The sequence below is a fragment of the Streptomyces sp. ACA25 genome (assembly GCF_028200735.1).
GTDB lineage: Bacteria > Actinomycetota > Actinomycetes > Streptomycetales > Streptomycetaceae > Streptomyces.
The window spans coordinates 80,121-99,949 of record NZ_JAQKPV010000015.1; the positions used below are offsets into that span (position 1 = coordinate 80,121).

The 19,829-nt window shown below is 72.7% G+C and carries 20 protein-coding genes; 11 read left to right on the forward strand and 9 right to left on the reverse strand.

The features are described 5' to 3' along the window. Positions 1 to 232 precede the first annotated feature (232 nt). The 3 genes from PJ985_RS20455 to PJ985_RS20465 form a co-directional block, all read right to left on the reverse strand. Complete coding sequence (locus PJ985_RS20455) at positions 233 to 940, reverse strand: response regulator (protein ID WP_271685329.1); 708 nt, start codon at positions 938 to 940, stop codon at positions 233 to 235. A 94-nt stretch (positions 941 to 1,034) separates the two neighbouring features. Next, positions 1,035 to 1,424, reverse strand: a complete 390-nt coding sequence (locus tag PJ985_RS20460; protein WP_271685330.1) for a hypothetical protein — start codon at positions 1,422 to 1,424, stop codon at positions 1,035 to 1,037. After that, a complete protein-coding gene (locus PJ985_RS20465) occupies positions 1,418 to 1,942 on the reverse strand; it encodes an ATP-binding protein (RefSeq protein ID WP_271685331.1) in 525 nt (174 codons plus the stop codon). The genes PJ985_RS20460 and PJ985_RS20465 overlap by 7 nt, the downstream gene beginning before the upstream one ends. A 390-nt stretch (positions 1,943 to 2,332) precedes the next feature. Between PJ985_RS20465 and PJ985_RS20470 the strand changes: the two genes are divergently transcribed. Both PJ985_RS20470 and PJ985_RS20475 read left to right on the forward strand, forming a co-directional pair. Beyond that, on the forward strand, positions 2,333 to 3,199 hold the full coding sequence (locus PJ985_RS20470; protein WP_271685332.1) for a helix-turn-helix domain-containing protein: 867 nt from the start codon (positions 2,333 to 2,335) through the stop codon (positions 3,197 to 3,199). 28 nt (positions 3,200 to 3,227) lie between these two features. Beyond that, complete coding sequence (locus PJ985_RS20475; protein WP_443033543.1) at positions 3,228 to 3,395, forward strand: DUF397 domain-containing protein; 168 nt, start codon at positions 3,228 to 3,230, stop codon at positions 3,393 to 3,395. A 31-nt stretch (positions 3,396 to 3,426) separates the two neighbouring features. Here PJ985_RS20475 and PJ985_RS20480 read toward each other — a convergent pair whose 3' ends face one another. The 4 genes from PJ985_RS20480 to PJ985_RS20495 all read right to left on the reverse strand — a co-directional run bounded on the left by PJ985_RS20480 (position 3,427) and on the right by PJ985_RS20495 (position 6,850). Further along, a complete protein-coding gene (locus PJ985_RS20480; protein WP_443033544.1) occupies positions 3,427 to 4,179 on the reverse strand; it encodes a VIT1/CCC1 transporter family protein in 753 nt (250 codons plus the stop codon). A 90-nt stretch (positions 4,180 to 4,269) separates the two neighbouring features. Then, positions 4,270 to 5,556, reverse strand: coding sequence for a sensor histidine kinase (locus tag PJ985_RS20485; RefSeq protein WP_271685393.1), 1,287 nt, complete (start codon positions 5,554 to 5,556; stop codon positions 4,270 to 4,272). A gap of 198 nt (positions 5,557 to 5,754) precedes the next feature. Continuing rightward, on the reverse strand, positions 5,755 to 6,045 hold the full coding sequence (gene pspAA / locus PJ985_RS20490) for a PspA-associated protein PspAA (RefSeq protein ID WP_271685334.1): 291 nt from the start codon (positions 6,043 to 6,045) through the stop codon (positions 5,755 to 5,757). Between the two features lie 37 nt (positions 6,046 to 6,082). Further along, positions 6,083 to 6,850, reverse strand: coding sequence for a PspA/IM30 family protein (locus PJ985_RS20495; RefSeq protein WP_271685394.1), 768 nt, complete (start codon positions 6,848 to 6,850; stop codon positions 6,083 to 6,085). Positions 6,851 to 7,122: 272 nt separating this feature from the next. Between PJ985_RS20495 and PJ985_RS20500 the strand changes: the two genes are divergently transcribed. Both PJ985_RS20500 and PJ985_RS20505 read left to right on the forward strand, forming a co-directional pair. After that, on the forward strand, positions 7,123 to 7,710 hold the full coding sequence (locus tag PJ985_RS20500) for a DUF3043 domain-containing protein (protein ID WP_443033545.1): 588 nt from the start codon (positions 7,123 to 7,125) through the stop codon (positions 7,708 to 7,710). 93 nt (positions 7,711 to 7,803) lie between these two features. Then, entirely contained in the window at positions 7,804 to 8,880 is a 1,077-nt protein-coding gene (locus tag PJ985_RS20505; RefSeq protein WP_271685335.1) for a S1C family serine protease, read from the forward strand. A 26-nt stretch (positions 8,881 to 8,906) separates the two neighbouring features. Here the strand turns inward: PJ985_RS20505 and PJ985_RS20510 are convergent, their stop codons facing one another. Beyond that, a complete protein-coding gene (locus PJ985_RS20510; RefSeq protein ID WP_271685336.1) occupies positions 8,907 to 9,113 on the reverse strand; it encodes a hypothetical protein in 207 nt (68 codons plus the stop codon). A gap of 82 nt (positions 9,114 to 9,195) precedes the next feature. Here PJ985_RS20510 and PJ985_RS20515 point away from each other — a divergent pair, with 82 nt between their 5' ends. Both PJ985_RS20515 and cobT read left to right on the forward strand, forming a co-directional pair. After that, a complete protein-coding gene (locus PJ985_RS20515) occupies positions 9,196 to 10,398 on the forward strand; it encodes a bifunctional adenosylcobinamide kinase/adenosylcobinamide-phosphate guanylyltransferase (RefSeq protein ID WP_271685337.1) in 1,203 nt (400 codons plus the stop codon). 145 nt (positions 10,399 to 10,543) lie between these two features. After that, positions 10,544 to 11,680 carry a nicotinate-nucleotide--dimethylbenzimidazole phosphoribosyltransferase gene (cobT, locus tag PJ985_RS20520; protein WP_271685338.1) on the forward strand — a complete coding sequence of 379 codons (1,137 nt, stop codon included), beginning with the start codon at positions 10,544 to 10,546 and terminating at the stop codon, positions 11,678 to 11,680. Positions 11,681 to 11,696: 16 nt separating this feature from the next. Here the strand turns inward: cobT and PJ985_RS20525 are convergent, their stop codons facing one another. Next, on the reverse strand, positions 11,697 to 12,434 hold the full coding sequence (locus PJ985_RS20525; RefSeq protein ID WP_271685339.1) for a hypothetical protein: 738 nt from the start codon (positions 12,432 to 12,434) through the stop codon (positions 11,697 to 11,699). 33 nt (positions 12,435 to 12,467) lie between these two features. Here PJ985_RS20525 and PJ985_RS20530 point away from each other — a divergent pair, with 33 nt between their 5' ends. The 5 genes from PJ985_RS20530 to PJ985_RS20550 all read left to right on the forward strand — a co-directional run bounded on the left by PJ985_RS20530 (position 12,468) and on the right by PJ985_RS20550 (position 19,763). Next, on the forward strand, positions 12,468 to 13,322 hold the full coding sequence (locus PJ985_RS20530) for an adenosylcobinamide-GDP ribazoletransferase (RefSeq protein ID WP_271685340.1): 855 nt from the start codon (positions 12,468 to 12,470) through the stop codon (positions 13,320 to 13,322). Between the two features lie 208 nt (positions 13,323 to 13,530). Beyond that, positions 13,531 to 15,102, forward strand: coding sequence for a leucyl aminopeptidase (locus PJ985_RS20535; RefSeq protein ID WP_271685341.1), 1,572 nt, complete (start codon positions 13,531 to 13,533; stop codon positions 15,100 to 15,102). Between the two features lie 307 nt (positions 15,103 to 15,409). Continuing rightward, positions 15,410 to 16,798, forward strand: a complete 1,389-nt coding sequence (gene lpdA, locus PJ985_RS20540; protein WP_271685342.1) for a dihydrolipoyl dehydrogenase — start codon at positions 15,410 to 15,412, stop codon at positions 16,796 to 16,798. 58 nt (positions 16,799 to 16,856) lie between these two features. Further along, positions 16,857 to 18,617 carry a 2-oxoglutarate dehydrogenase, E2 component, dihydrolipoamide succinyltransferase gene (sucB, locus tag PJ985_RS20545; RefSeq protein WP_271685343.1) on the forward strand — a complete coding sequence of 587 codons (1,761 nt, stop codon included), beginning with the start codon at positions 16,857 to 16,859 and terminating at the stop codon, positions 18,615 to 18,617. A 129-nt stretch (positions 18,618 to 18,746) separates the two neighbouring features. Further along, positions 18,747 to 19,763, forward strand: coding sequence for a helix-turn-helix transcriptional regulator (locus tag PJ985_RS20550; RefSeq protein ID WP_271685344.1), 1,017 nt, complete (start codon positions 18,747 to 18,749; stop codon positions 19,761 to 19,763). Positions 19,764 to 19,829 lie beyond the last annotated feature (66 nt).

Genomic DNA, 19,829 nt, shown 5'->3' on the forward strand with positions numbered 1-19,829 from the left:
TCCCGGGCCGGGCCCGCTGCGGGCGTAGCTGCCCGGGCCTCTTCGGGCGCCGTTGTCATGCTCGCCGGTGCCCTGCTGGCCGTGACACAGGGCCGCTTCCGTCAACAGGCCCCGCAGCAGCCCGAAAAGGCCGCCGAGTCGTTCGCCCCCGCTCCCAGGGCGGGAGGTGACAGGCAGGAATCCCGGCGTGGCGGCTGACTCGATGGCCGTCCGGACAGCGGGCGAAAGCCGGCTAGTGGCGGGGACGGACCAGGCCGGTCTCGTAGGCGGTCATGACGAGCTGAGCCCGGTGGCGGGCACCCAGTTTGGACAGCAGGCGGTTGATGTGGGTCTTCACGGTCAGCGGGCTCACCGACAGGCGTTCGGCGATCTCGTCGTTGGCGAGACCGCCCGCGACCTGGATCAGCACCTCGCGCTCCCGGGCGGTCAGCACCTCCAGCACCGAGGATGACAGGGGCGGATCGTCCCCGGGGTGGCTCTGGGCCAGGAAGCGGGTGATCAGACCACGGGTGGCGGTCGGCGACAGCAGGGCCTCCCCCGCCCTCGCGCGGCGCACGGCGGACAGCAACTCCGCCGGCTCCACCCCCTTGCCCAGAAAGCCGGAGGCCCCCGCGCGGAGCGCCTGCACCACGTAGTCGTCCTCCTCGAAGGTCGTCAGGATGATCACCTTGACGTCCCTCAGGTTCGGGTCCGAGGCGATCGCCCGGGTCGCGGCCAGCCCGTCCATGCCGGGCATCCGGATGTCCATCAGGACCACGTCCGCGCCGTGCACGCGCAACAGCTCCAGCGCCTGGGCGCCGTCGGACGCCTCCCCCACCACGGCCATGTCCGGCTCGGAGTCCACCAGCACCCGGAACGCGCTGCGCAGCAGAGCCTGATCGTCCACGAGGAGGACCCTTGTGTGTCCTGCGTCCACGTCCCCTGACTGCTCCGGCACCATGGAGCCAGCGTAGGCCCACAGGGCGGACAGCCGAGCCCGCGCACCACCACGGGGCCGGGGCGCGGGCGAACCGGGCGTGACCGGGCGCCCGGTCTCAGCTCACGGCGCTGCCTGCTCCCACTGCCGGGACCGCTCCGGGGACCGCCCCGACCGGAGTGGCGGACAGCAGGTAGTGGACCGGGCCGTCATGGATCGCCAATAGGTACGGCTCGCCCCGGCCCAGTTGTTCCAGGGCGCGCCGGGTCGTTCCCTCGTCCGCCAGTCCGGCCCGCACCCGGCGCGCGGCCGGAGGGTCCAGCTGGTCGGCTATGTGCGCGGCACGCCAGCTCAGCCACAGCATCGCCCCCCACGCCGACGTGGACGGATGCCTGCCGAGCCGGAACGACCGGCCGTCCTCGGTGACGTAGGCCAAGCACACACAGCGCACGGCGTCCGGCACCGGCAGCGGAACCGGTGAGGGAAAGCGCGTCTGGACGGTCAGCACGGTCCGCCCGCCGTCCTCCCCCGGCCGGCCCTGGGCAGGGCAGAGGGCTGATCGGCAGGCGGGGTGGTGCTGAGCAGGTCGATCTCGGCCCACACGGTCTTGCCCAGTGGCGTCAGGTTCCGCACACCCCACCGGGTGGCATGGGCCTCGACCAGCAGCAGCCCGCGGCCCCCCTCACAGTCCCCGGCGGGCGGGCGCGGAGGTGCCGTGGTGTCCGGCCATCGGCTCGCGACCGCGTCCGTGACCTCGATCAGCAGCCGGACACCGCGCTCCTCCCGGAGCCGGAGCCGGAAGTCCCGGCCGGGCAGCCGCCCGTGCAGGACCGCGTTCGACGCCAGTTCACCGACCAGAAGCGCCGCTGTCCGCGACACGGTCGAGTCGTAGGGGTGTCCCCAGCTGTCCAGCTGCTGGGCTGCCATCAGCCTGGCCAGCCTCGCGCCCCGCCGGGTGGAGCTGAACAGCTGCGCGAAGTCGTGGCGCCCCGCGAGGTCCGGGGCGGAGGGAGTTCTCGACGTCATGGCGTCGATCCTGGACCGCTCGCGCGCCACTGAACAGCAGTGACGACGGTACGCACGGCTCCTGTCCAGAAGTGGAAATCGGCGTGTACGGAGGGGCCGTCCGCCCGTGCGTCCGGCACCTGGCCCTGACTCCGGCAGGAAGTTCCTGAGCTGCGCCACCGCACAACTGGCAGCCACGGGGAACCACGAACGGTACCGATACCCCTCCTCACATCCCAGCACGCGCCGCGGCATGCGGGCAATGGCAGAGGCTGTGAAAGGCGGCGCGGGCATCCGGACGGAGACGGCCCGTACGGATCCCGGCGGTGCTGTACGGGCCCGGGACAGTGACGTGGCTGTGCCGCCAGCAGTTGGAAAGGGGGGACAGAACTGCGCTGTGGAGGTCGCACCATGACGGTCGAGGACAACGGGAAACCGGCGAGCGCGCCTGCCGAGCAGGCGCCGGAGGACAGCGAGGGCGCCGAGCCCGTGCTGCGGGCGGTAGGGAAGCAGATCAAGGTCTTGCGGGAGCAGACCGGTCTCACCCAGCTGGAGTTCGGCAGAAGAATTGGTTACGGGGTGGACCAGGTCTCCTCCGTCGAACGCGGGCGCCGGGCCCCCAAGCCGCAGTTCATCGATGCCGCGGAACGCGTCCTCGGTGCGCGGGGCGTGCTGAAGGTGGTGAAGGAAGACGTGGACACGGCGCGATTCCCGGCCCGTTTCCGCGACTTCGCCATCTGGGAGAAGGACGCGGTGAGCCTGCACTCATACGAGCCCTTGATCGTCCCCGGTTTGCTGCAGAGCATGGCCTACGCCCGGGCGCTGATCAGCGGACACTGTCCGCCGCTGGACGACGACAAGGTGGAGGACCGGGTCGCCGCGCGGATGGACCGGCAGGCGATCTTTGAGAGCCGCAAGGGAGTGGTCACCGGATTCGTCATCGAGGAGGCCGTGCTGCGGCGGCCGGTGGGCGGTCCGGCCGTCATGAAGGAGCAGTTGGAGAAGCTGGCGCGGATGGCCGGGCGGCGGAACGTCTCCCTCCAGGTCATGCCCACCGCCCGGTGGGAGCACGACGGAGTTCTGGGTGCCATCACCCTGCTGGAGAGACGGAATGGGCGTACCGTCGCCTATACCGAGTCGCAGGGGGTCAGCGGAGTGATCACCGATCACGCACGCGTCCGCGTGTACGCCCAGCGGCACGGCATCATCCGCGCGCAGGCGCTGCATACGGAAGAGTCCGCGCGCTTCCTCGAGAAGCTGGCAGGAGAGTATGGATAACACGCAGAGTGCAAGTGGATCAGCGTCCTTGGCCTGGTTCAAGAGCAGCTACAGCGACAGCGAAGGCGCCAACTGCGTCGAGATAGCAGCCGCACCGGACACCGTGCACATCCGCGACTCCAAGACCCAACGCACCACCCTCACCTTCACCCCCCACACCTGGGCCACCTTCCTCCACTTCACCACGCACCACTGACCCCGCAAACCCTCGATGGCCGGACGGCCGGTCAGAAGCCGGTGGCGGCCCCGAGCCAGGAGCCGATGCCGTAGGTGACGGCCATGGCCAGGGTGCCGCCGCAGACGTTGCGGATCACCGCGCGGCGCGGACGGGCCCCGCCCAGGCGGGCGGCGGTCCAGCCGAAGGCGGCCAGGGTGACGAGGACCAGCGCCACCGTGACGTACAGCCGCATCTCCGGTGGGGGCAGCACGATGGCGATCACCGGCAGCAGGGCGCCCAGGGTGAAGGAGGGAAAGCTGGCGAGCGCGGCGTGCCAGGGGTTGGTGAGCGCTTTCGGGTCGATGCCCAGCTCGGTCTCCGCATGAGCGGCGAGCGCGTCCCGGCGGGTGAGCTGCTCGGCGACTTCCCGGGCCACTTCGGGAGTCAGCCCTTTCGCCTCGTACATCCGGGTGAGCTCGTCGAGCTCCTCGTCGGGGGTCTCGTCGATCTCGCGGCGCTCGTTGGCCAGCGCGGCGCGCTGGGAGTCCCGCTGGATGCTGACCGAGACGTACTCGCCGACCGCCATCGACAACGCTCCGGACAGCAGACCGGCCAGTCCGACCGTGAGCAGTACCGAGCGGGAATCGGTGGCGCCGGCCACGCCGACCACCAGCGCGGCGGTGGAGACGTGTCCGTCGTTCGCGCCGAGCACCGCGGCGCGCAGCCAGTTCAGCCGGGACCACAGGCTGGAGCGGGGGTGGATCTCGGGGTGCGCGTTTCCCTTGGCAACGGCGCGCCTCTTACGGTCCGGTGATTCGCCCACGCCGCCCACAGTACGCCGAACGGGGTGCCGGAAAAGTCGGCGCGCCGTGCCGGGCCGGTCCACCGGTCCAGCGCTCCACCGACCCGGAGTTCAGCAGCAGAGACCGCGCCGGCCGGAGGGAGCCGGGTCGTCCCGGCCGGGGATCCTCGGCGGGCGGAGCGGCAGGCGGACCCGGACGCGGAACCCTCCGTCGGGCGCAGGACCGGCCTCGCACGTGCCGCCGAGGGCTTCTGCCCGCTCCCGCATTCCCAGCAGACCGTGCCCGCCGGGCAGTTCGCCGGGAGGCTCCGGGGCTGTGCCGTCATCGCGCACGGTGATCTCCACGGCGCGGTCGGAGGGACCGCCGGAGCGGGCGATGCTGACCTCCGCGCGGGCCTGCGGTCCGGCGTGCTTGTGCACGTTCGTCAGGCCCTCCTGGATGACCCGGTAGGCGGCGAGGTCCACCGTCGAGGGCAGCGGGCCGCCCGCGCCGGGGGCATCAACGGTGACGGTCATCCCTGCCCGGGTGAAGCTCTCCACCAGCTCGTCGAGGACCCCGAGACCACGGGCGGGCTCCGTGGGCGCCACCGGTTCGTCGGCGCCGCGCAGCAGCCCGACGGTGGTCTGCAGCTCGCTCAGCGCGTGCCGGCTGGCCTCCCGCACGTGCGCGAGGGCCTCCTGTGCCTGGTCGGGTCTGCTGTCCATGACGTGCGCGGCGACCCCGGCCTGGACGTTGACCAGGGCGATGTGATGCGCGACGACGTCGTGCAGCTCGCGGGCGATCCGCATCCGCTCCTCCGCAACCCGGCGGCGCGCTTCCTCCTCCCGGGTGCGTTCCGCCCGCTCGGCGCGTTCCCTTATGGCGTCGACCGCCGCACGGCGGCTGCGCACCGCTTCGCCCACCGCGGCGGCGAGCGCCGACCAGGCGAAAACGCCGAGGTTGTCCGCGACGTACCAGGGCTGCGGGCCGAAGAGCATCGCGGACGAGGTGAGCACCGCGACGGTGAGGCCGCCCACCCGCCAGGTGGTGGGACGGTCGGTGCGGCCCGCGACGGTGTACAGGGCGATGACGGCGGCGGCGGCGACCGCGTTGTGCCGGTCGGGCGAGGGCAGGGAGAGCACCGTGGCGCCGATGGCCTGCTCGCCCACGGCAAGGACGACGGTCGCGGCGAGCACCGCCATCGGGAAGCGCCGGCGCAGCACCAGGGCCGCGCAGGCCAGTGCGGTGAGCACCGCGGTGTGCGGGGAGAGCGCCCGGTGGCCGAATCCGGGGCCACCGTTCGGATGGTGAGCCACCGTGACGGCGCCGACGAGGATCACCACGCAGGCCAGGATCGCGATCAGGGCGTCGCACAGCAGCGGATGAGCGCTCAGGCGGTGCCGGACCCTGACCGGCATCGAGGGCACGGAGTCAGGGGACGGGCAGGCCGCCTGAGTGGCCCCGCCGCGGTCGCCGGCTCCGGCCGAGGGGGCAGCGGTGGGGGCGGCCGGCGGTGAGGTCACCGTGGCCGTGTCCCGCGCGTGGGGAGCGCGTCGCACCCCGGCTCCGTCGCCGGAACCGGGGTGCGTGGCGTGCTCAGCCGTGACGGTGCCAACTCAGCTCGGCGGCTCGAGGGGGATCAGGCCGTCCTCCGAGAGCATGGCCCGCACGTCATCGATCGAGGACTCCGGTGAGGGCAGGATCAGCTCCGACGGCTCCAGCGAGTCGTCGGGCAGGGGGGTACCCATGGTGCGCACGGCGTGCAGCAGTGCGGACAGTGTGCGCTGGAACCCTTCCCTGTCGCCCTGCTCGACCTCGGTCATCAGCTCGTCGTCAAGCTCGTTGAGCTTGGGGAAGTGGCTGTCGTCCAGCTTGACCTGCCCCTCCCCCATGATCCGTACGATCACTCTGCTCTCCTTCTCCCAGGGCTTCGAAGTGGTCCCGTCACTGCTTGTCGAACTTGGACGGGTCCTGCTGACCCTCTCCTGAGCCGCTTTCCAAAGCCTGCTGCTCGCTGCTGCCGCCCGCCAGTTCGGCCTTCATCCGCTCCAGCTCGAACTCCACGTCCGCGCCGCCGGAGATCCGGTCCAGCTCGGAGGTGAGGTCGTCCTTGGTGGTACCGGTCGGGTCGTCCAGCGCACCGGAGGCGAGCAGCTCGTCGATGGCACCGGACCGGGCCTGGAGCTCCTGCGTGCGGTCCTCCGCACGCTGGATCGCCATGCCCACGTCGCCCATCTCCTCCGAGATACCGGAGAACGCCTCACCGATGCGCGTCTGTGCCTGCGCAGCCGTGTAGGTGGCCTTGATGGTCTCCTTACGGGTACGGAAGGCGTCCACCTTGGCCTGGAGCCGCTGGGCGGCCATGGTGAGCTTGTCCTCCTCGGCCTGGAGGGTCTGGTGCTGCGTCTCCAGGTCGCTGACCTGCTGCTGCAGCGCCGCCCGCCGGGAGAGCGCCTCTCGGGCGAGATCCTCCCTGCCGAGCGCCAGGGCCTTCTTGCCCTGATCTTCGAGCTTGCTGGACTGGCCCTGCAGCTGATTCAGCTGAAGCTCCAGCCGCTTCCGCGACGTGGCTACGTCCGCGACTCCGCGTCGCACCTTCTGCAGCAGCTCCAGCTGCTTCTGGTACGAGTAGTCGAGAGTTTCGCGCGGGTCCTCGGCCCGGTCCATAGCCTTGTTCGCTTTCGCGCGGAAGATCATCCCCATCCGCTTCATGACACCGCTCATGGGCCTCGCGCGCCCCCTTCAGACGGACTTCGAGCCTTCGCCACCATCATTACCCTGCTGGACCCCACCTTACGGGGCCCGCCTCCATTAGCGCACCGTCCAGCCCTGATTGCGCTCCTCCTTCAGGACGATGCCGCAGGCCGGGTCTCCCGCTCAGGTACCAGCAGGCAGGGCGACGGGCCGGGGGTCGCGGGACGTGTTGCGGGATCGTGCCCGACCCGGAGCACCGAGCAGCCCGGTCCAGCCCTTACCCTGGGGGTGTGTTCCGAAGCCGTTCGAAAGAAGAGCAGGCCACCGAGCCCGCAGCCGTGACCGACGTCCGTGATCCCCAGGCCCCCAAGGGACGCCCGACGCCCAAGCGCAGTGAGGCCCAGGCGCAACGGCGTGCTGTCGCCAAGCCTCCGGTGAGCCGGAAGGATGCCGCCAAGCGCGCCAAGGAGGCGCGGCGTGCCGCGCTGGCCAAGCAGCGTGAGGCGCTGGTCTCCGGCGACGAGCGCTATCTCCCGGTGCGGGACCGCGGCCCGGTGCGGCGGTTCGCCCGGGACTTCGTGGACAGCCGCTGGCATGTGGCAGAGTACTTCCTGCCGATCGCCGTCGCGATCCTGATCCTGAGCATGATGCCGTCGCTGCAGGCGAAGAACATCGCCCTGATGCTGTGGATGGGCGTCATCCTGATGATCATCTTCGACTCGGTGATCTCCTCGCGCCGGCTGAAGCGGGCCCTGCGCGAACGGCACCCGGACGAGAACCACAAGGGCGCCACGGCCTACGCCCTGATGCGCACCCTGCAGATGCGGCGGATGCGGCTGCCCAAGCCGCAGATCAAGCGCGGCGAGACGCCTCGCTGACGTCACCCGGTTCGCGGTAACGCCGCTCCCGGGCCGCGGGCCCCTGCCGGGCGACAATCCGGTATGCCCCGACCGCGCCCTCTGCCGACCGTCATGAGTGCTGCCGCGCCCCTGTGCGCGGCAGCACTGCTGTTGAGCGGGTGCGCCGGGCAGGAACGCACCCCTGCGGGCGCCGGCAGCTCGCCGGCCTACTCCCGCCCCACGGATTTCCTGCCCACCGACGACGCCACGGATGCCACCGGTGCCCGGGACGCCGGCGAGGCCATCGAGCTGCAGCGCAGCTACCAGCGTGCGGTGCAGGAGGTGCTTCCCTCCGTCGTGGAGATCACCGGGCCCGAGGGTCTGGGCTCCGGAATCGTCTACGACGCCGACGGGCACGTCGTGACCAATGCGCACGTGGTCGGCGAGGAGGAGGAGTTCGAGGTGACGCTGGCCACCGGCGGCCGGCCGCTCACGGCGACCGCGGTGGCCTCCTACCCGGAACAGGACCTGGCCGTCATCCGGCTCGGGGAGGTCCCGGACAATCTGCGGCCCGGCAACTTCGACACCTCACGGGTGGAGGTCGGACAGATCGTGCTGGCGATGGGCAACCCGCTGGGGCTGTCCTCCAGCGTCACCCAGGGCATCGTCTCCGCGGTCGGCCGCTCGGTGAGCGAAGGCGAGGGTCTGACGACACTGGGGGATCTGGTGCAGACCTCGGCGGCCATCAACCCGGGGAACAGCGGCGGCGCGCTGGCCGATCTGGCGGGCCGCATCATCGGCATTCCCACCCTGGCCGCCCGGGACCCGCAGCTGGGCGGCGGCACGGCACCGGGCATCGGCTTCGCCATCCCCTCGACGACCGTCATCCATCTCACCGACCAGATGATCGAGTACGGGGAGGTCCGCGACTCCGGACGGGCGGAGCTCGGCGTCTCGGTGCGGACGGTGCTCGGCGAGGGCTTCGAGCCGGCCGGGGCCGCGGTCGTGGCGACCGCTGAGGACGGACCCGCCGCCAGGGCGGGCATCCGGCCCGGGGACGTGCTCGTCGCGCTGGGGTCCGAGCAGGTCACCGACGTGGTGTCGCTGGCGGAGGCGCTGGCCGCGCAGCAGCCGGAGGACACGGTGCCGGTGGTCGTCGAGCGCGCCGGTGAGGAGGAGCGTTTCGAGGTGACGCTCGGCGAGGCCTGACCCCGGGGCCCGGCCCCGCCGGGCCCTCAGCTCTGCTCGTGCAGGCTCATCGGGCCGTAGATCACGGTGCCGTCCTGTACCAGGGTGACCTGGTCGATGCCTTCCTCCACCAGCTCCTTCCACACCTCGCCGACCCAGGTCTCGGCGTCGCCCTGGGTGCCGAACTCACCCGGGGGCGTGGCCGGCTCGGTGACCGAGCCGTCCGCCTTCTCGAACCGCCACTCCCATGCCATGTCAGCCTCCTACAAGATCGCCGGTACTCCCGCAGAGTAGCCCCCCGCGCGCCGGCTGCCCCGGGGAAGAGAGGATCAGGGGGTGGATGTCACCCTGCTCGGTACCGGCGCCCCAACCGGGCTGCCGAGACCCGGCTGCCCGTGTGCGGCCTGCGCCCGTGCGCTGGGCGGGCAGGCCCGCACCGCCACGGCGGTCCTGCTGGACGGGGTTCTGCTCCTCGACCTCACCCCGGGCGCAGCGATGTCCGCCGCCCGGGCCGGCCAGTCCCTCCAGGGGGTGCGGCAGGTGCTGCTCACCCATCCGCACGACGGACCGCCGAGGGAGATCCCGGCCGGGTTGCCCGCTCCGGTCCGGATGCCGGACGGCCGGGACATCACCCTGATCACCGGGCACCGGGTGCGGGCGGTGGCACTGGACTCCCCCGGTACGGGCTACGACGTGACCGGCCCGGACGGCGGGCGGCTGCTGTATCTGCCGCCCGGCGGGGCCCCGGCCGGGGTGCCCGAGAGCGGCCGGGCGTACGACCTGTGCCTGCTCGACGTGATCGGGCGGCCCGACGCCCTGGCCCGGCTCCGCGCGGCGGGAGCGGTGGGGTGGTCGACCGATGTGGTCGCCGTCCATCTGGACCATGACGTGCCGCCGGGCGCGGAGCTGCACCGGCGGCTGGGGGCGGCCGGTGCCCGGGCCGAACCGGACGGCGTCACCCTGGTGCTCGGCGCTCTGCCGGACGTCCCTGAACTGCCGCGGCGCACCCTGGTGCTCGGGGGCGCCCGCTCGGGGAAGTCGCTGGAGGCCGAACGCCGGCTGGCGGCCTTTCCCGGTGTCCTGTACGTGGCAACGGGCGGCCGGCGCGACGGTGACCCGGAGTGGGCGGCCCGGGTCGGGATCCACCGGGAGCGGCGGCCGGCCGGCTGGCGGACGGTCGAGACCTGCGACCTGGAGCCGCTGCTCGCCGAGGACGACGGTCCGCCCCTGCTCATCGACTGCCTGTCGCTGTGGCTGACCGACGCGATGGACACCGTCGGCGCCTGGGACGACGCAGCCTGGTACGGGGGCGGTGACGGGGCGCTGGCCGACCGGATCAGCGGCCTGGCCGAGGCGCTGCGGGAGACCGGGCGCACGGTGGTGGCGGTCAGCAACGAGGTGGGTTCCGGGATCGTCCCGGAGACCGCTTCCGGCCGCCGCTTCCGCGATGAGCTGGGCCGGCTCAACGCCGCGGTGGCCGCGGAGTGCGAGACCGTGCTGCTGGTCGTCGCGGGCACCGTCCTGCCGCTGCGCGGCTGACCGGGTGGCGGGCAGCTCACGGCGGGGGCACCGTCCGGCCGCCGCCGGGCCGACGCCGCCCCGCCGTGCCCGATCCGCAGCCGGGACGGGGCCGGCCGTGACGGGTGACCAGAGGGCGCCCCTGCGGCGACGGTAGCCTCTGGGCATGAGTGACGGCAGCCTGAAACTCGACGACTTCGGCGACCTCATCGAGCGTCCCAGCGCCCGGATCCGGCGGAGCGTCCAGAAGCGGAGGGCGAGCACCGGCCTCCCGCACCTCGCCCTCGGCAGACTCGACGAGCTCGGCAGCTGGCTGGCCGCCGCCCAGGGGCAGGTGCCGGTGACCCCGGTGCGGCAGCCCCGGGCCGTGCTGTTCGCCGGTGATCACGGGATCGCCGGGGCCGGGGTGTCGGCCCGCCCGGCGGGGGGCGCGCACGCGCTGGTCCGCGCCGTGCTCGACGGCGGCAGCCCGGCCGCCGTGCTGGCGCGGCACAACGGCGTCCCCGTGCGGGTCGTCGACATCTCACTCGACTGTCCCCCGGAGGATCTGCCGGAGGACGTCACCCGGTACCGGGTGCGCCGCGGCTCCGGACGGCTCGACGCGGAGGACGCGCTGAGCCGCGAGGAGGCCGAGCGGGCCTTCCGCACCGGTATGGCGGTCGCCGACGAGGAGGCCGACTCGGGTACCGACCTGCTGGTGCTGGGCGACCTGTCGGTGGGCGGCACCACCGCGGCCGGGGTGCTGATCGCCGCCCTGTGCGGCACCGACGCCTCCGTCGTCACCGGGCGGGGCGGTCTGCGGATCGACGACGTGACCTGGATGCGCAAGTGCGCGGCTGTCCGGGACGGTCTGCGGCGGGCCCGCCCGGTGCTCGGCGACCAGCTGCAACTGCTCGCCACGGTCGGCGGGGCGGATCTCGCGGCGATGACGGGCTTCCTGCTGCAGGCCGCGGTCCGCCGTACCCCGGTGGTCCTGGACGGGGTCGTGTCGGCGGCCTGTGCCCTCGTCGGGCAGCGGATCGCCTTCCGGGCCCCGGACTGGTGGCTGGCCGGGCAGGCCAGCGGTGAGCCCGGCCAGGCCAAGGCACTGGACCGGATGTCCCTGGAGCCGCTGCTCGACCACGGAGTGACGGTCGGGGAGGGCGCCGGCGCGCTGCTGGCACTGCCCCTGGTGCGGGCAGCCGCCGCCCTGGCGGCAGAGCTCCCCGAGCTCCCCGGACCGGCCGAGCCCGCCGGCGAGGCCGCCCAGGAGAACCCGGCAGCCGGGCCGGTCGCCGGCGAGGCCGTCCAGGAAGCCACCTGACGCCCCACGGGTGTGTCTACGGCCCCTTGATGCCGCCGAGCGCGTCCTCGACGCGGCGCTGCCAGGGGCCCCAGCGGATGTCGTGCCGGCGGGCCCGCTTCTCGGCGCGCGCCCGGGCCCGGGGCCTGCGGTGGTAGAAACGCCGGTCCCACCACGAGCCGGGGCGGGCCAGCCGGAGCGCGGCCGTCAGCGCGACGAACGGCATGAGCGCGCCGAACACCGCCATCCGCGGCTTGTCCTTGGCCAGTGCGACGATCGCGAAGAGGAAGTGCGAGGCCACGGTGGCCGACAGCAGCGCACGGTTCTGCCGCTCCTCCTCGGAGAGCGTGTCGACGCCCAGCGGGGTGAAGCCCGCGAGCACCATCCCCACCAGGGCGGCCGTCAGCACCACCAGCTCGACGCTCCGGCGGCCCTGGTCGGACCAGTAGACGTCGCTGAGATACAGGATGAGCGCGAACTCGTCCAGAACCAGGCCGGCCCCCACCCCGAAGACCAGGGCCGCCATGCCGGCGGCCCAGCCGGACCGGCCGGTGGCCACCGCGCCGAAGCCGCCGGCCACCATGAGCACCAGCCCGGGGACGGCGTGGTGGATGTGCACACCGCCCGAGGACACGTCACGGAACGGGCCGCGGCCGGCCCGGATCGACCGGGTGATCCCGCGGGTGACCACGAAGGTCAGCACGAAGGCGAGCAGCGCCACCAGCAGCGGCAGTTTGCCCGCTTCCACGATGCCGCGATCCCACCAGTGCTCCATGACCGCCCAGGGTGGACGCTAACCTGCACGGCGATGAACGACACGCCGCCGCCTTCCTCCACCGGCCCCGCTCCTGTCACCCGGACGGCCGCGGTGGCCGACGGGCTGCGCTTCGCGTTCGGCACGCTCACCGTGCTGCCGGTGCGGGTCCGCCGCTGGGACCGGACGACGGCGCGGGCCGGAATGCTGTGTGCGCCGCTGGCCGGGCTGGTGGTCGGGCTGGGTGCGGCGGCGGGCGGCTGCCTGCTCCTGGCACTGGGCTCGGGCCCGCTGCTGGCGGCCGTGGCCACCGCCGCGGTACCGGCCGCGCTGACCCGTGGGCTGCACTGGGACGGCCTGGCGGACGTGGCGGACGGCCTGGGCAGCGGGAAGCCCGCCGACGCGGCGCTGCGGATCATGAAGCAGTCCGACATCGGGCCGTTCGGTGTGCTGACCCTGGTGTTCGTACTGCTGGCCCAGGTGGCGGCCCTGCACGGGCTGTACACCCACGGCTGGGCACATGGTGCGGCCGGCGCCGTGGTGGCGGGGCTGGCCGCGCGGACCGCGCTCACCCGGTCCTGCCGGCGGGGGATCCCGGCCGCCCGGCGGGACGGGCTCGGCGCGGTGGTGGCACAGACCGTGCCGGGGGGCGCGGCAGTCGCGGTGACGGCCGCCGCGGTGACGGCCGGTGCCGGGGTGGCCGTCCTGGGCGGCGGTCCGGCCCTTCCGGGGGCGGCGTCCGCCGCGGTGCTCGGCGGCGTGACGGTAGTGGCGGCGCTCGGCGCCGCCGAGTTGCTGCTGCGGCACTGCCGCCGCCGGTTCGGCGGCGTGACCGGGGACGTCCTCGGTGCGGTGGCCGAGACCGCGGGCACCGTCGCCCTGCTGGTGCTGACGCTGGGTGCGCACTGAGCGCCGCGGACCGGAACGGCGGAGCCCTGCGCGTCTCCCGGGGCGAGCGCGGATCGCGCTGCGAGGCGGCACGACGCGGGCGCGGGCCGAGCACGACCTGCTCCCGCTCCCGGGGGTGACCGGGCGTAGGGTCGAAGATCCCGGGCGCGGCCCGGTCATCCCGTGGCCGCGGACAATCACCCCACGACGGAACAGGACCTCCATCACCGTGACTGCACTGACCCTGAGCAACACCTCCGCCGCAGCGGTACGCGCGGACGCCGTGATCATCGGCATCGCCAAGGGCGAGGCCGGGCCGCTGCTCGCCCCCGGCTCCGAGGCCGCGACCGCTGTTGATTCGGCCTACGGCGGCAGGCTGGCCGCCACGCTCGGCATCCTGGGTGCGAAGGGCGGTGAGGACGAGGTCACGAAGCTTCCCGCGCCGGAGGGCCTGAAGACGCCGCTGGTTCTCGCCGTCGGTCTCGGCGCCGCTCCGGCGGAGGGGGCGGGCTGGCAGGCGGAGACGCTGCGCAGGGCGGCCGGTGCGGCTGCCCGGGCGCTGGCCGGCACCGGGCACGGTGCGTTCGCGCTGCCCGCCGACGACGAGGCGGGAGTGGCCGCGGTCGCCGAGGGTGCGCTGCTGGGTGCCTACGCCTTCACCTCCTTCCGCGGCGGCAACGGCGGGACGGGCAAGGGCCGGAAGGCGAAGAAGGACGACAGGGACGTCAAGGACCCGAGTGCCCCGCTGGCGCAGGTCACGGTCCTGACCCCGGAGGCGGGGAACAAGGCGTACAAGGCCGCCGCCGAGCGCGCGTCGGTGCTGGCCGAGGAGGTGGCCCGGGCCCGTGACCTGGTGAACACCCCGCCGAACGCGCTGAATCCCGCCGCCTTCGCCACGGCCGCCCAGGGCGCCGCGAAGGAGCACGGGCTGAAGATCGAGGTGCTCGACGAGCAGGCGCTGGCCAAGGGTGGCTACGGCGGCATCCTCGGCGTCGGACAGGGCTCCGAAAGCCCGCCCCGGCTGGTGCGGCTGACGTACCGGCACGCGAAGGCGAAGACCTCGCTGGCCCTGGTGGGCAAGGGCATCACCTACGACTCGGGGGGCATCTCGCTGAAGCCGGCCGGCAGCAACGAGACGATGAAGTGCGACATGAGCGGGGCTGCCGCGGTGTTCGCCGCCGTGGTCGCGGCCGCCCGGCTCGGCCTGCGGGTCAATGTGACCGGCTGGCTGGCCCTGGCCGAGAACATGCCGTCGGGTTCCGCCGCTCGTCCCGGTGACGTGCTGACCATGTACAGCGGCAAGACCGTCGAGGTGCTGAACACCGACGCGGAGGGCCGGCTCGTCATGGCCGACGCGCTCACCCGCGCCTGTGAGGAGTCCCCGGACGCGCTGGTGGACGTGGCGACCCTGACCGGCGCGATGGTCGTGGCCCTGGGTAAGCGCACCTTCGGGGTGATGGCCAACGAGGACGCGTTCCGCGCGCTGGTGCACGAGACCGCGGAGCAGGCCGGCGAGGCGTCCTGGCAGCTGCCGCTCCCCGCCGACCTGCTGGAGGGCATCAAGTCGCCGATCGCCGACCTCGCCAACGTGGGTGACCGGATGGGCGGCGGGCTGAGCGCCGGGCTGTTCCTGCAGGAGTTCGTCGCCGAGGGCACGCCCTGGGCTCACGTGGACATTGCCGGTCCCGCGTTCAACGACGGCTCGCCGTTCGGCTACACCCCGAAGGGCGGCACCGGATCGGCGGTGCGCACGCTGGTCCGGCTGGCGGAGCGCGCCGCGGACGGTGAGCTGAGCCGGTAGTACCCGCAGGAGTGAGGACGGCCTCGTTCGCGAGGAGCGATCGGGGCCGTACCGGCGGGTAATCCGCCCCCCTCCGCCCGAAAAGTCCGATATCAACTGTTTTGATAGCGCTCCTGTGGTGGCCCGGCGTCCCATCGGCGCCCGACAAGTGCGAGGATGTTGTTCCGGCGAGGCTTTGCTGCAGGACAGGCAATCCGGCTCATCCACAGAGCGAGCCATGACAAGCCGCGCAAGCAGCGGCCAACAGAAGCCGTCGGGAGGTCAGCGCTGATCCGGCCCGGCGAATCCCATGCATGGAGGACGTGACGTGGCGAACGACGCCAACACCGTTTTCGACCTAGTGATCCTCGGTGGCGGCAGCGGTGGCTACGCCGCGGCCCTGCGGGCTTCACAGCTGGGCCTGGACGTTGCCCTGATCGAGAAGGACAAGCTGGGCGGCACCTGCCTGCACTACGGGTGCATCCCCACCAAGGCCCTGCTGCACGCCGGTGAGCTCGCGGACAACGCCCGCAACGGCGCCGAGTTCGGTGTGAAGAGCACCTTCGAGGGCATCGACATGGCGGGGGTGAACAAGTACAAGGACGGCATCGTCTCCGGCCTGTACAAGGGTCTCCAGGGCCTGGTCGCCTCCCGCAAGATCACCTACGTGGAGGGTGAGGGCCGGCTGTCCTCCCCCACCTCCGTGGACGTCAACGGCCGGCGCTACAACGGCCGGCACGTGCTGCTGGCCACCGGATCGGTACCCAAGTCGCTGCCCGGTCTGGAGATCGACGGCGACCGGGTCATCTCCTCCAACCACGCGCTGACCATGGACCGGGTCCCGAAGTCCGTGGTCGTACTGGGCGGCGGGGTGATCGGCTGCGAGTTCGCCTCAGCCTGGAAGTCCTTCGGCACCGAGGTGACCATCGTCGAAGGTCTCCCCCACCTCGTCCCGGCCGAGGACGAGAACAGCTCCAAACTGCTGGAGCGGGCCTTCCGCAAGCGCGGCATCAAGTTCTCCCTCGGCTCCTTCTTCAAGGGCGTCGAGTACACCGACAGCGGCGTCAAGGTCAGCCTGGACAACGGCAAGACCTTCGAGGCCGAGCTGCTGCTCGTGGCCATCGGCCGCGGCCCGGTCTCCCAGGGCCTGGGTTACGAGGAGGCCGGGGTCGAGATGGACCGCGGCTTCGTGCTCGCCGATGAGTACTGCCGGACCAACGTGCCGACGATCTCGGCCGTCGGCGACCTCATCCCCACCCTCCAGCTGGCGCACGTCGGCTTCGCGGAGGGCATCCTCGTCGCGGAGCGGCTCGCCGGGCTGAACCCGGTGCCCATCGACTACAACGGCGTTCCGCGCGTCACCTACAGCCACCCCGAGGTCGCCTCCGTCGGTATCACCGAGGAGAAGGCCAAGGAGATGTACGGGGCCGACCAGGTCGTCACCCTGAAGTACAACCTCGCCGGCAACGGCAAGAGCAAGATCCTCAAGACCACCGGCGAGATCAAGCTCGTCCAGGTGCGCGACGGCGCTGTCGTCGGCGTGCACATGGTCGGCGACCGGATGGGGGAGCAGATCGGTGAAGCCCAGCTGATCTACAACTGGGAAGCCCTGCCCGCCGAGGTCGCCCAGCTCATCCACGCCCACCCGACGCAGAACGAGGCGCTCGGCGAGGCACACCTGGCGCTGGCCGGGAAGCCGCTGCACTCCCACGACTGATCGGACCGCTTGTCCGAGGCGCATCCATTCGCACTTTTCGTAAGGAGCAACAGAAACCATGGCGGTTTCCGTAACCCTTCCGGCGCTCGGTGAGAGCGTGTCCGAGGGCACCGTCACCCGCTGGCTCAAGGCCGAGGGTGAACGCGTTGAGGCCGACGAGCCGCTGCTCGAGGTCTCCACCGACAAGGTCGACACCGAGATCCCCGCACCGGCCGCCGGTGTGCTTTCCGCCATCAAGGTCGCCGAGGACGAGACCGTCGAGGTCGGCGCCGAGCTGGCCATCATCGACGACGGCTCCGGCGACTCGGGGCAGTCCGCCGCCCCCGCAGGGGAGCCCGAGCCGCAGCCCGAACCCGAGCCGGCCAGGCAGGAGCAGCCCGCCGCGCAGGAGCAGCGGGAGCCGGAGCCCTCCGGCGCCTCCGCGCAAGGCGGTGGCGGCGCTGCCGAGGGCACCGACGTGACCCTGCCCGCACTGGGCGAGTCGGTCACCGAGGGCACCGTCACCCGCTGGCTGAAGGAGGTCGGCGAGGAGGTCGAGGCCGACGAGCCGCTGCTCGAGGTCTCCACCGACAAGGTCGACACCGAGATCCCCGCACCCGCCTCCGGCACTCTGCTGGAGATCGTGGTCGGCGAGGACGAGACCGCCGAGGTCGGTGCCAAGCTGGCCGTCATCGGTGCCGCGGGTTCGGCTCCCGCCCAGGCCCCGGCACGGGAGGAGGCCAAGCCCGAGCCCGCCCCTGAGCCCGAGCCGGCCCCCGAGCCGAAGCCGGAACCGAAGCCCGAGCCGGAACCGAAGCCGGAACCGAAGCCCGAGCCGAAGCCGGAACCGCAGGAGCGCAAGCCCGAGCCCGCCCGCCCCGCCCCCGCGCCGCCGCAGCCGGCCGGCACCACGGACGGTGCCTACGTCACCCCGCTGGTGCGCAAGCTCGCCGGCGAGAACGACGTGGACCTCTCCACGGTCAAGGGCACCGGCGTCGGCGGCCGGATCCGCAAGCAGGACGTCATCGCCGCAGCGGAGGCCGCCAAGGCCGCCGCTGCCGAGCCGGCGGCAGCCCAGGCAGCTCCGGCCCGGAAGGCCCCGGAGGCCGAGCCGTCGCCGCTGCGCGGCCAGACCGTGAAGATGACCCGGGTGCGCAAGGCGATCGCCAAGCACATGCTCGAGTCGCTGAAGGTGTCCGCGCAGCTGACCACCGTGGTCGAGGTGGACCTCACCCGGGTGATGCGACTGCGCGAGCGGGCAAAGGAGCAGTTCCTGCGCCGGGAGGGCGTCAAGCTCTCCCCGATGCCGTTCTTCATGAAGGCGGCGGCCGAGGCCCTGAAGGTCCACGCGTCCGTCAACGCCAAGGTCAACGACGACGACACGGTCACCTACCACGACACCGAGAACATCGGCATCGCGGTGGACACCGACAAGGGGCTGTTCGTCCCGGTCATCGACAACGCTGGCGACCTGAACCTGGCCGGCATCGCCAAGAAGACCGCGGACCTGGCGAAGCGCACCCGCGACGGCGGCCTGAAGCCGGACGAGCTGTCGGGCGGCACCTTCACGGTGACGAACACCGGCTCGCGCGGCGCGCTGTTCGACACCCCCATCCTCAACCAGCCGCAGGTCGGCATGCTGGGGATCGGTGCGACCGTCAAGCGTCCGGTCGTGGTCAGCCACCCGGAGCTCGGGGAGACCATCGCCATCCGCGACATGGTCTACCTGGCCCTGACGTACGACCACCGGATCGTGGACGGCGCGGACGCCGCCCGCTTCCTGTCCACCGTCAAGGCCCGGCTGGAGGCCGGCGAGTTCGAGGGTGAACTCGGCCTGTAGCACCCGGCGCCGGTGTCCGTCACCGGCACCAGGGCCGCGCCCCGTCCGGGTCTCCCGGGCGGGGCGCGGTCGTCCGCGGTCCCGGACAACTCTCCCGGGTGACCGCTCCCCGCATGATGGGATGGCCGCGTGCGTGCTGCCCGGCTCATCCAGATGGTGCTGCTGCTGCAGGACCGGCAGGTGATGACCGCCGCCGAGCTGGCGGCGGAGCTGGAGGTGTCCGAGCGGACCGTCGCCCGGGACGCCACCGCTCTGTCGGAGGCCGGCGTCCCGGTGTACGCGGACCGCGGGCGGTCCGGCGGCTACCGGCTGATCGGCGGCTACCGCACCCGGCTCACCGGCCTGGGCCGCAGCGAGGCCGAGGCGCTGTTCCTGTCCGGCGTGCCGTCCGCGCTGCGGGACATGGGCCTGGCGGACGCCGCTTCCGCCGCCCAGCTGAAGGTGTCCGCGGCACTGATCCCCGCGATGCGGGACGCCCGGACAGCAGCGGCCCGGCGTTTCCACCTCGATGCTCCCGGCTGGTGGCAGACCGCGGGCACCCCGGCGCTGCTGCCCCGGCTCGCCGACGCGCTCTGGGACGACCGGCCGGTCTCGGTCCGGTACCGGCGCGGTGGCGGTGCCGCAGGCGAGGGGAAGGGCCGGGAGGTCAGCCGCACGCTGGAGCCCTACGGCCTCGTGCTGAAGGCCGGCGTCTGGTACCTGGTGGCCCGCACCGACGGCGACCACCGGGTGTACCGGGCCGACCGGTTCACCGCCGTGGAGCCCGGCACGGGACGTTTCGTCCGGGACCCGGACTTCGACCTCCCGGCGTTCTGGACCGAGCGCTCCGCGGCCTTCGCCCGGTCGATCCTGCATGACAGGGTGCGGCTGCGCCTGACGGCAGAGGGGGCCCGGCTGCTGCCGCACGTCACCGACCGCGCCGCTGCCGGGGAAGCCCTCACCACGGCCGGTCCCCCCGGTGCGGACGGCCGGATCACGCTGACCCTGGCGGTGGAGAACCTGGACGTCGCCTACAGCCAGCTGCTCGCACTCGGTCCGGAGGCCGAGGTTCTGGAACCCCCCGCCCTCCGCACCCGGATGGCCGAGGCCGCCACCCGCCTGAACGCCTGCTACCGGGCACAGCCGCCGGATCGAGCGGCCCCGTGACCCGCGGCAGGCAGGACGCGCGCCCACCACCGTACTGCTGCCGGCCGGGAGGACCGGCCGTCCGGC

What these genes read in the sequence shown, in the direction of transcription:
- PJ985_RS20455 (WP_271685329.1), bottom strand. Translation starts at nt 940, where the DNA reads ATGGTGCCGGAGCAGTCAGGGGACGTGGACGCAGGACACACAAGGGTC.
- PJ985_RS20465 (WP_271685331.1), bottom strand. Translation starts at nt 1,942, where the DNA reads ATGACGTCGAGAACTCCCTCCGCCCCGGACCTCGCGGGGCGCCACGAC.
- PJ985_RS20470 (WP_271685332.1), top strand. Translation starts at nt 2,333, where the DNA reads ATGACGGTCGAGGACAACGGGAAACCGGCGAGCGCGCCTGCCGAGCAG.
- PJ985_RS20485 (WP_271685393.1), bottom strand. Translation starts at nt 5,556, where the DNA reads ATGCCGGTCAGGGTCCGGCACCGCCTGAGCGCTCATCCGCTGCTGTGC.
- PJ985_RS20495 (WP_271685394.1), bottom strand. Translation starts at nt 6,850, where the DNA reads ATGAAGCGGATGGGGATGATCTTCCGCGCGAAAGCGAACAAGGCTATG.
- PJ985_RS20505 (WP_271685335.1), top strand. Translation starts at nt 7,804, where the DNA reads ATGAGTGCTGCCGCGCCCCTGTGCGCGGCAGCACTGCTGTTGAGCGGG.
- PJ985_RS20510 (WP_271685336.1), bottom strand. Translation starts at nt 9,113, where the DNA reads ATGGCATGGGAGTGGCGGTTCGAGAAGGCGGACGGCTCGGTCACCGAG.
- cobT (WP_271685338.1), top strand. Translation starts at nt 10,544, where the DNA reads ATGAGTGACGGCAGCCTGAAACTCGACGACTTCGGCGACCTCATCGAG.
- PJ985_RS20525 (WP_271685339.1), bottom strand. Translation starts at nt 12,434, where the DNA reads ATGGAGCACTGGTGGGATCGCGGCATCGTGGAAGCGGGCAAACTGCCG.
- PJ985_RS20530 (WP_271685340.1), top strand. Translation starts at nt 12,468, where the DNA reads ATGAACGACACGCCGCCGCCTTCCTCCACCGGCCCCGCTCCTGTCACC.
- sucB (WP_271685343.1), top strand. Translation starts at nt 16,857, where the DNA reads ATGGCGGTTTCCGTAACCCTTCCGGCGCTCGGTGAGAGCGTGTCCGAG.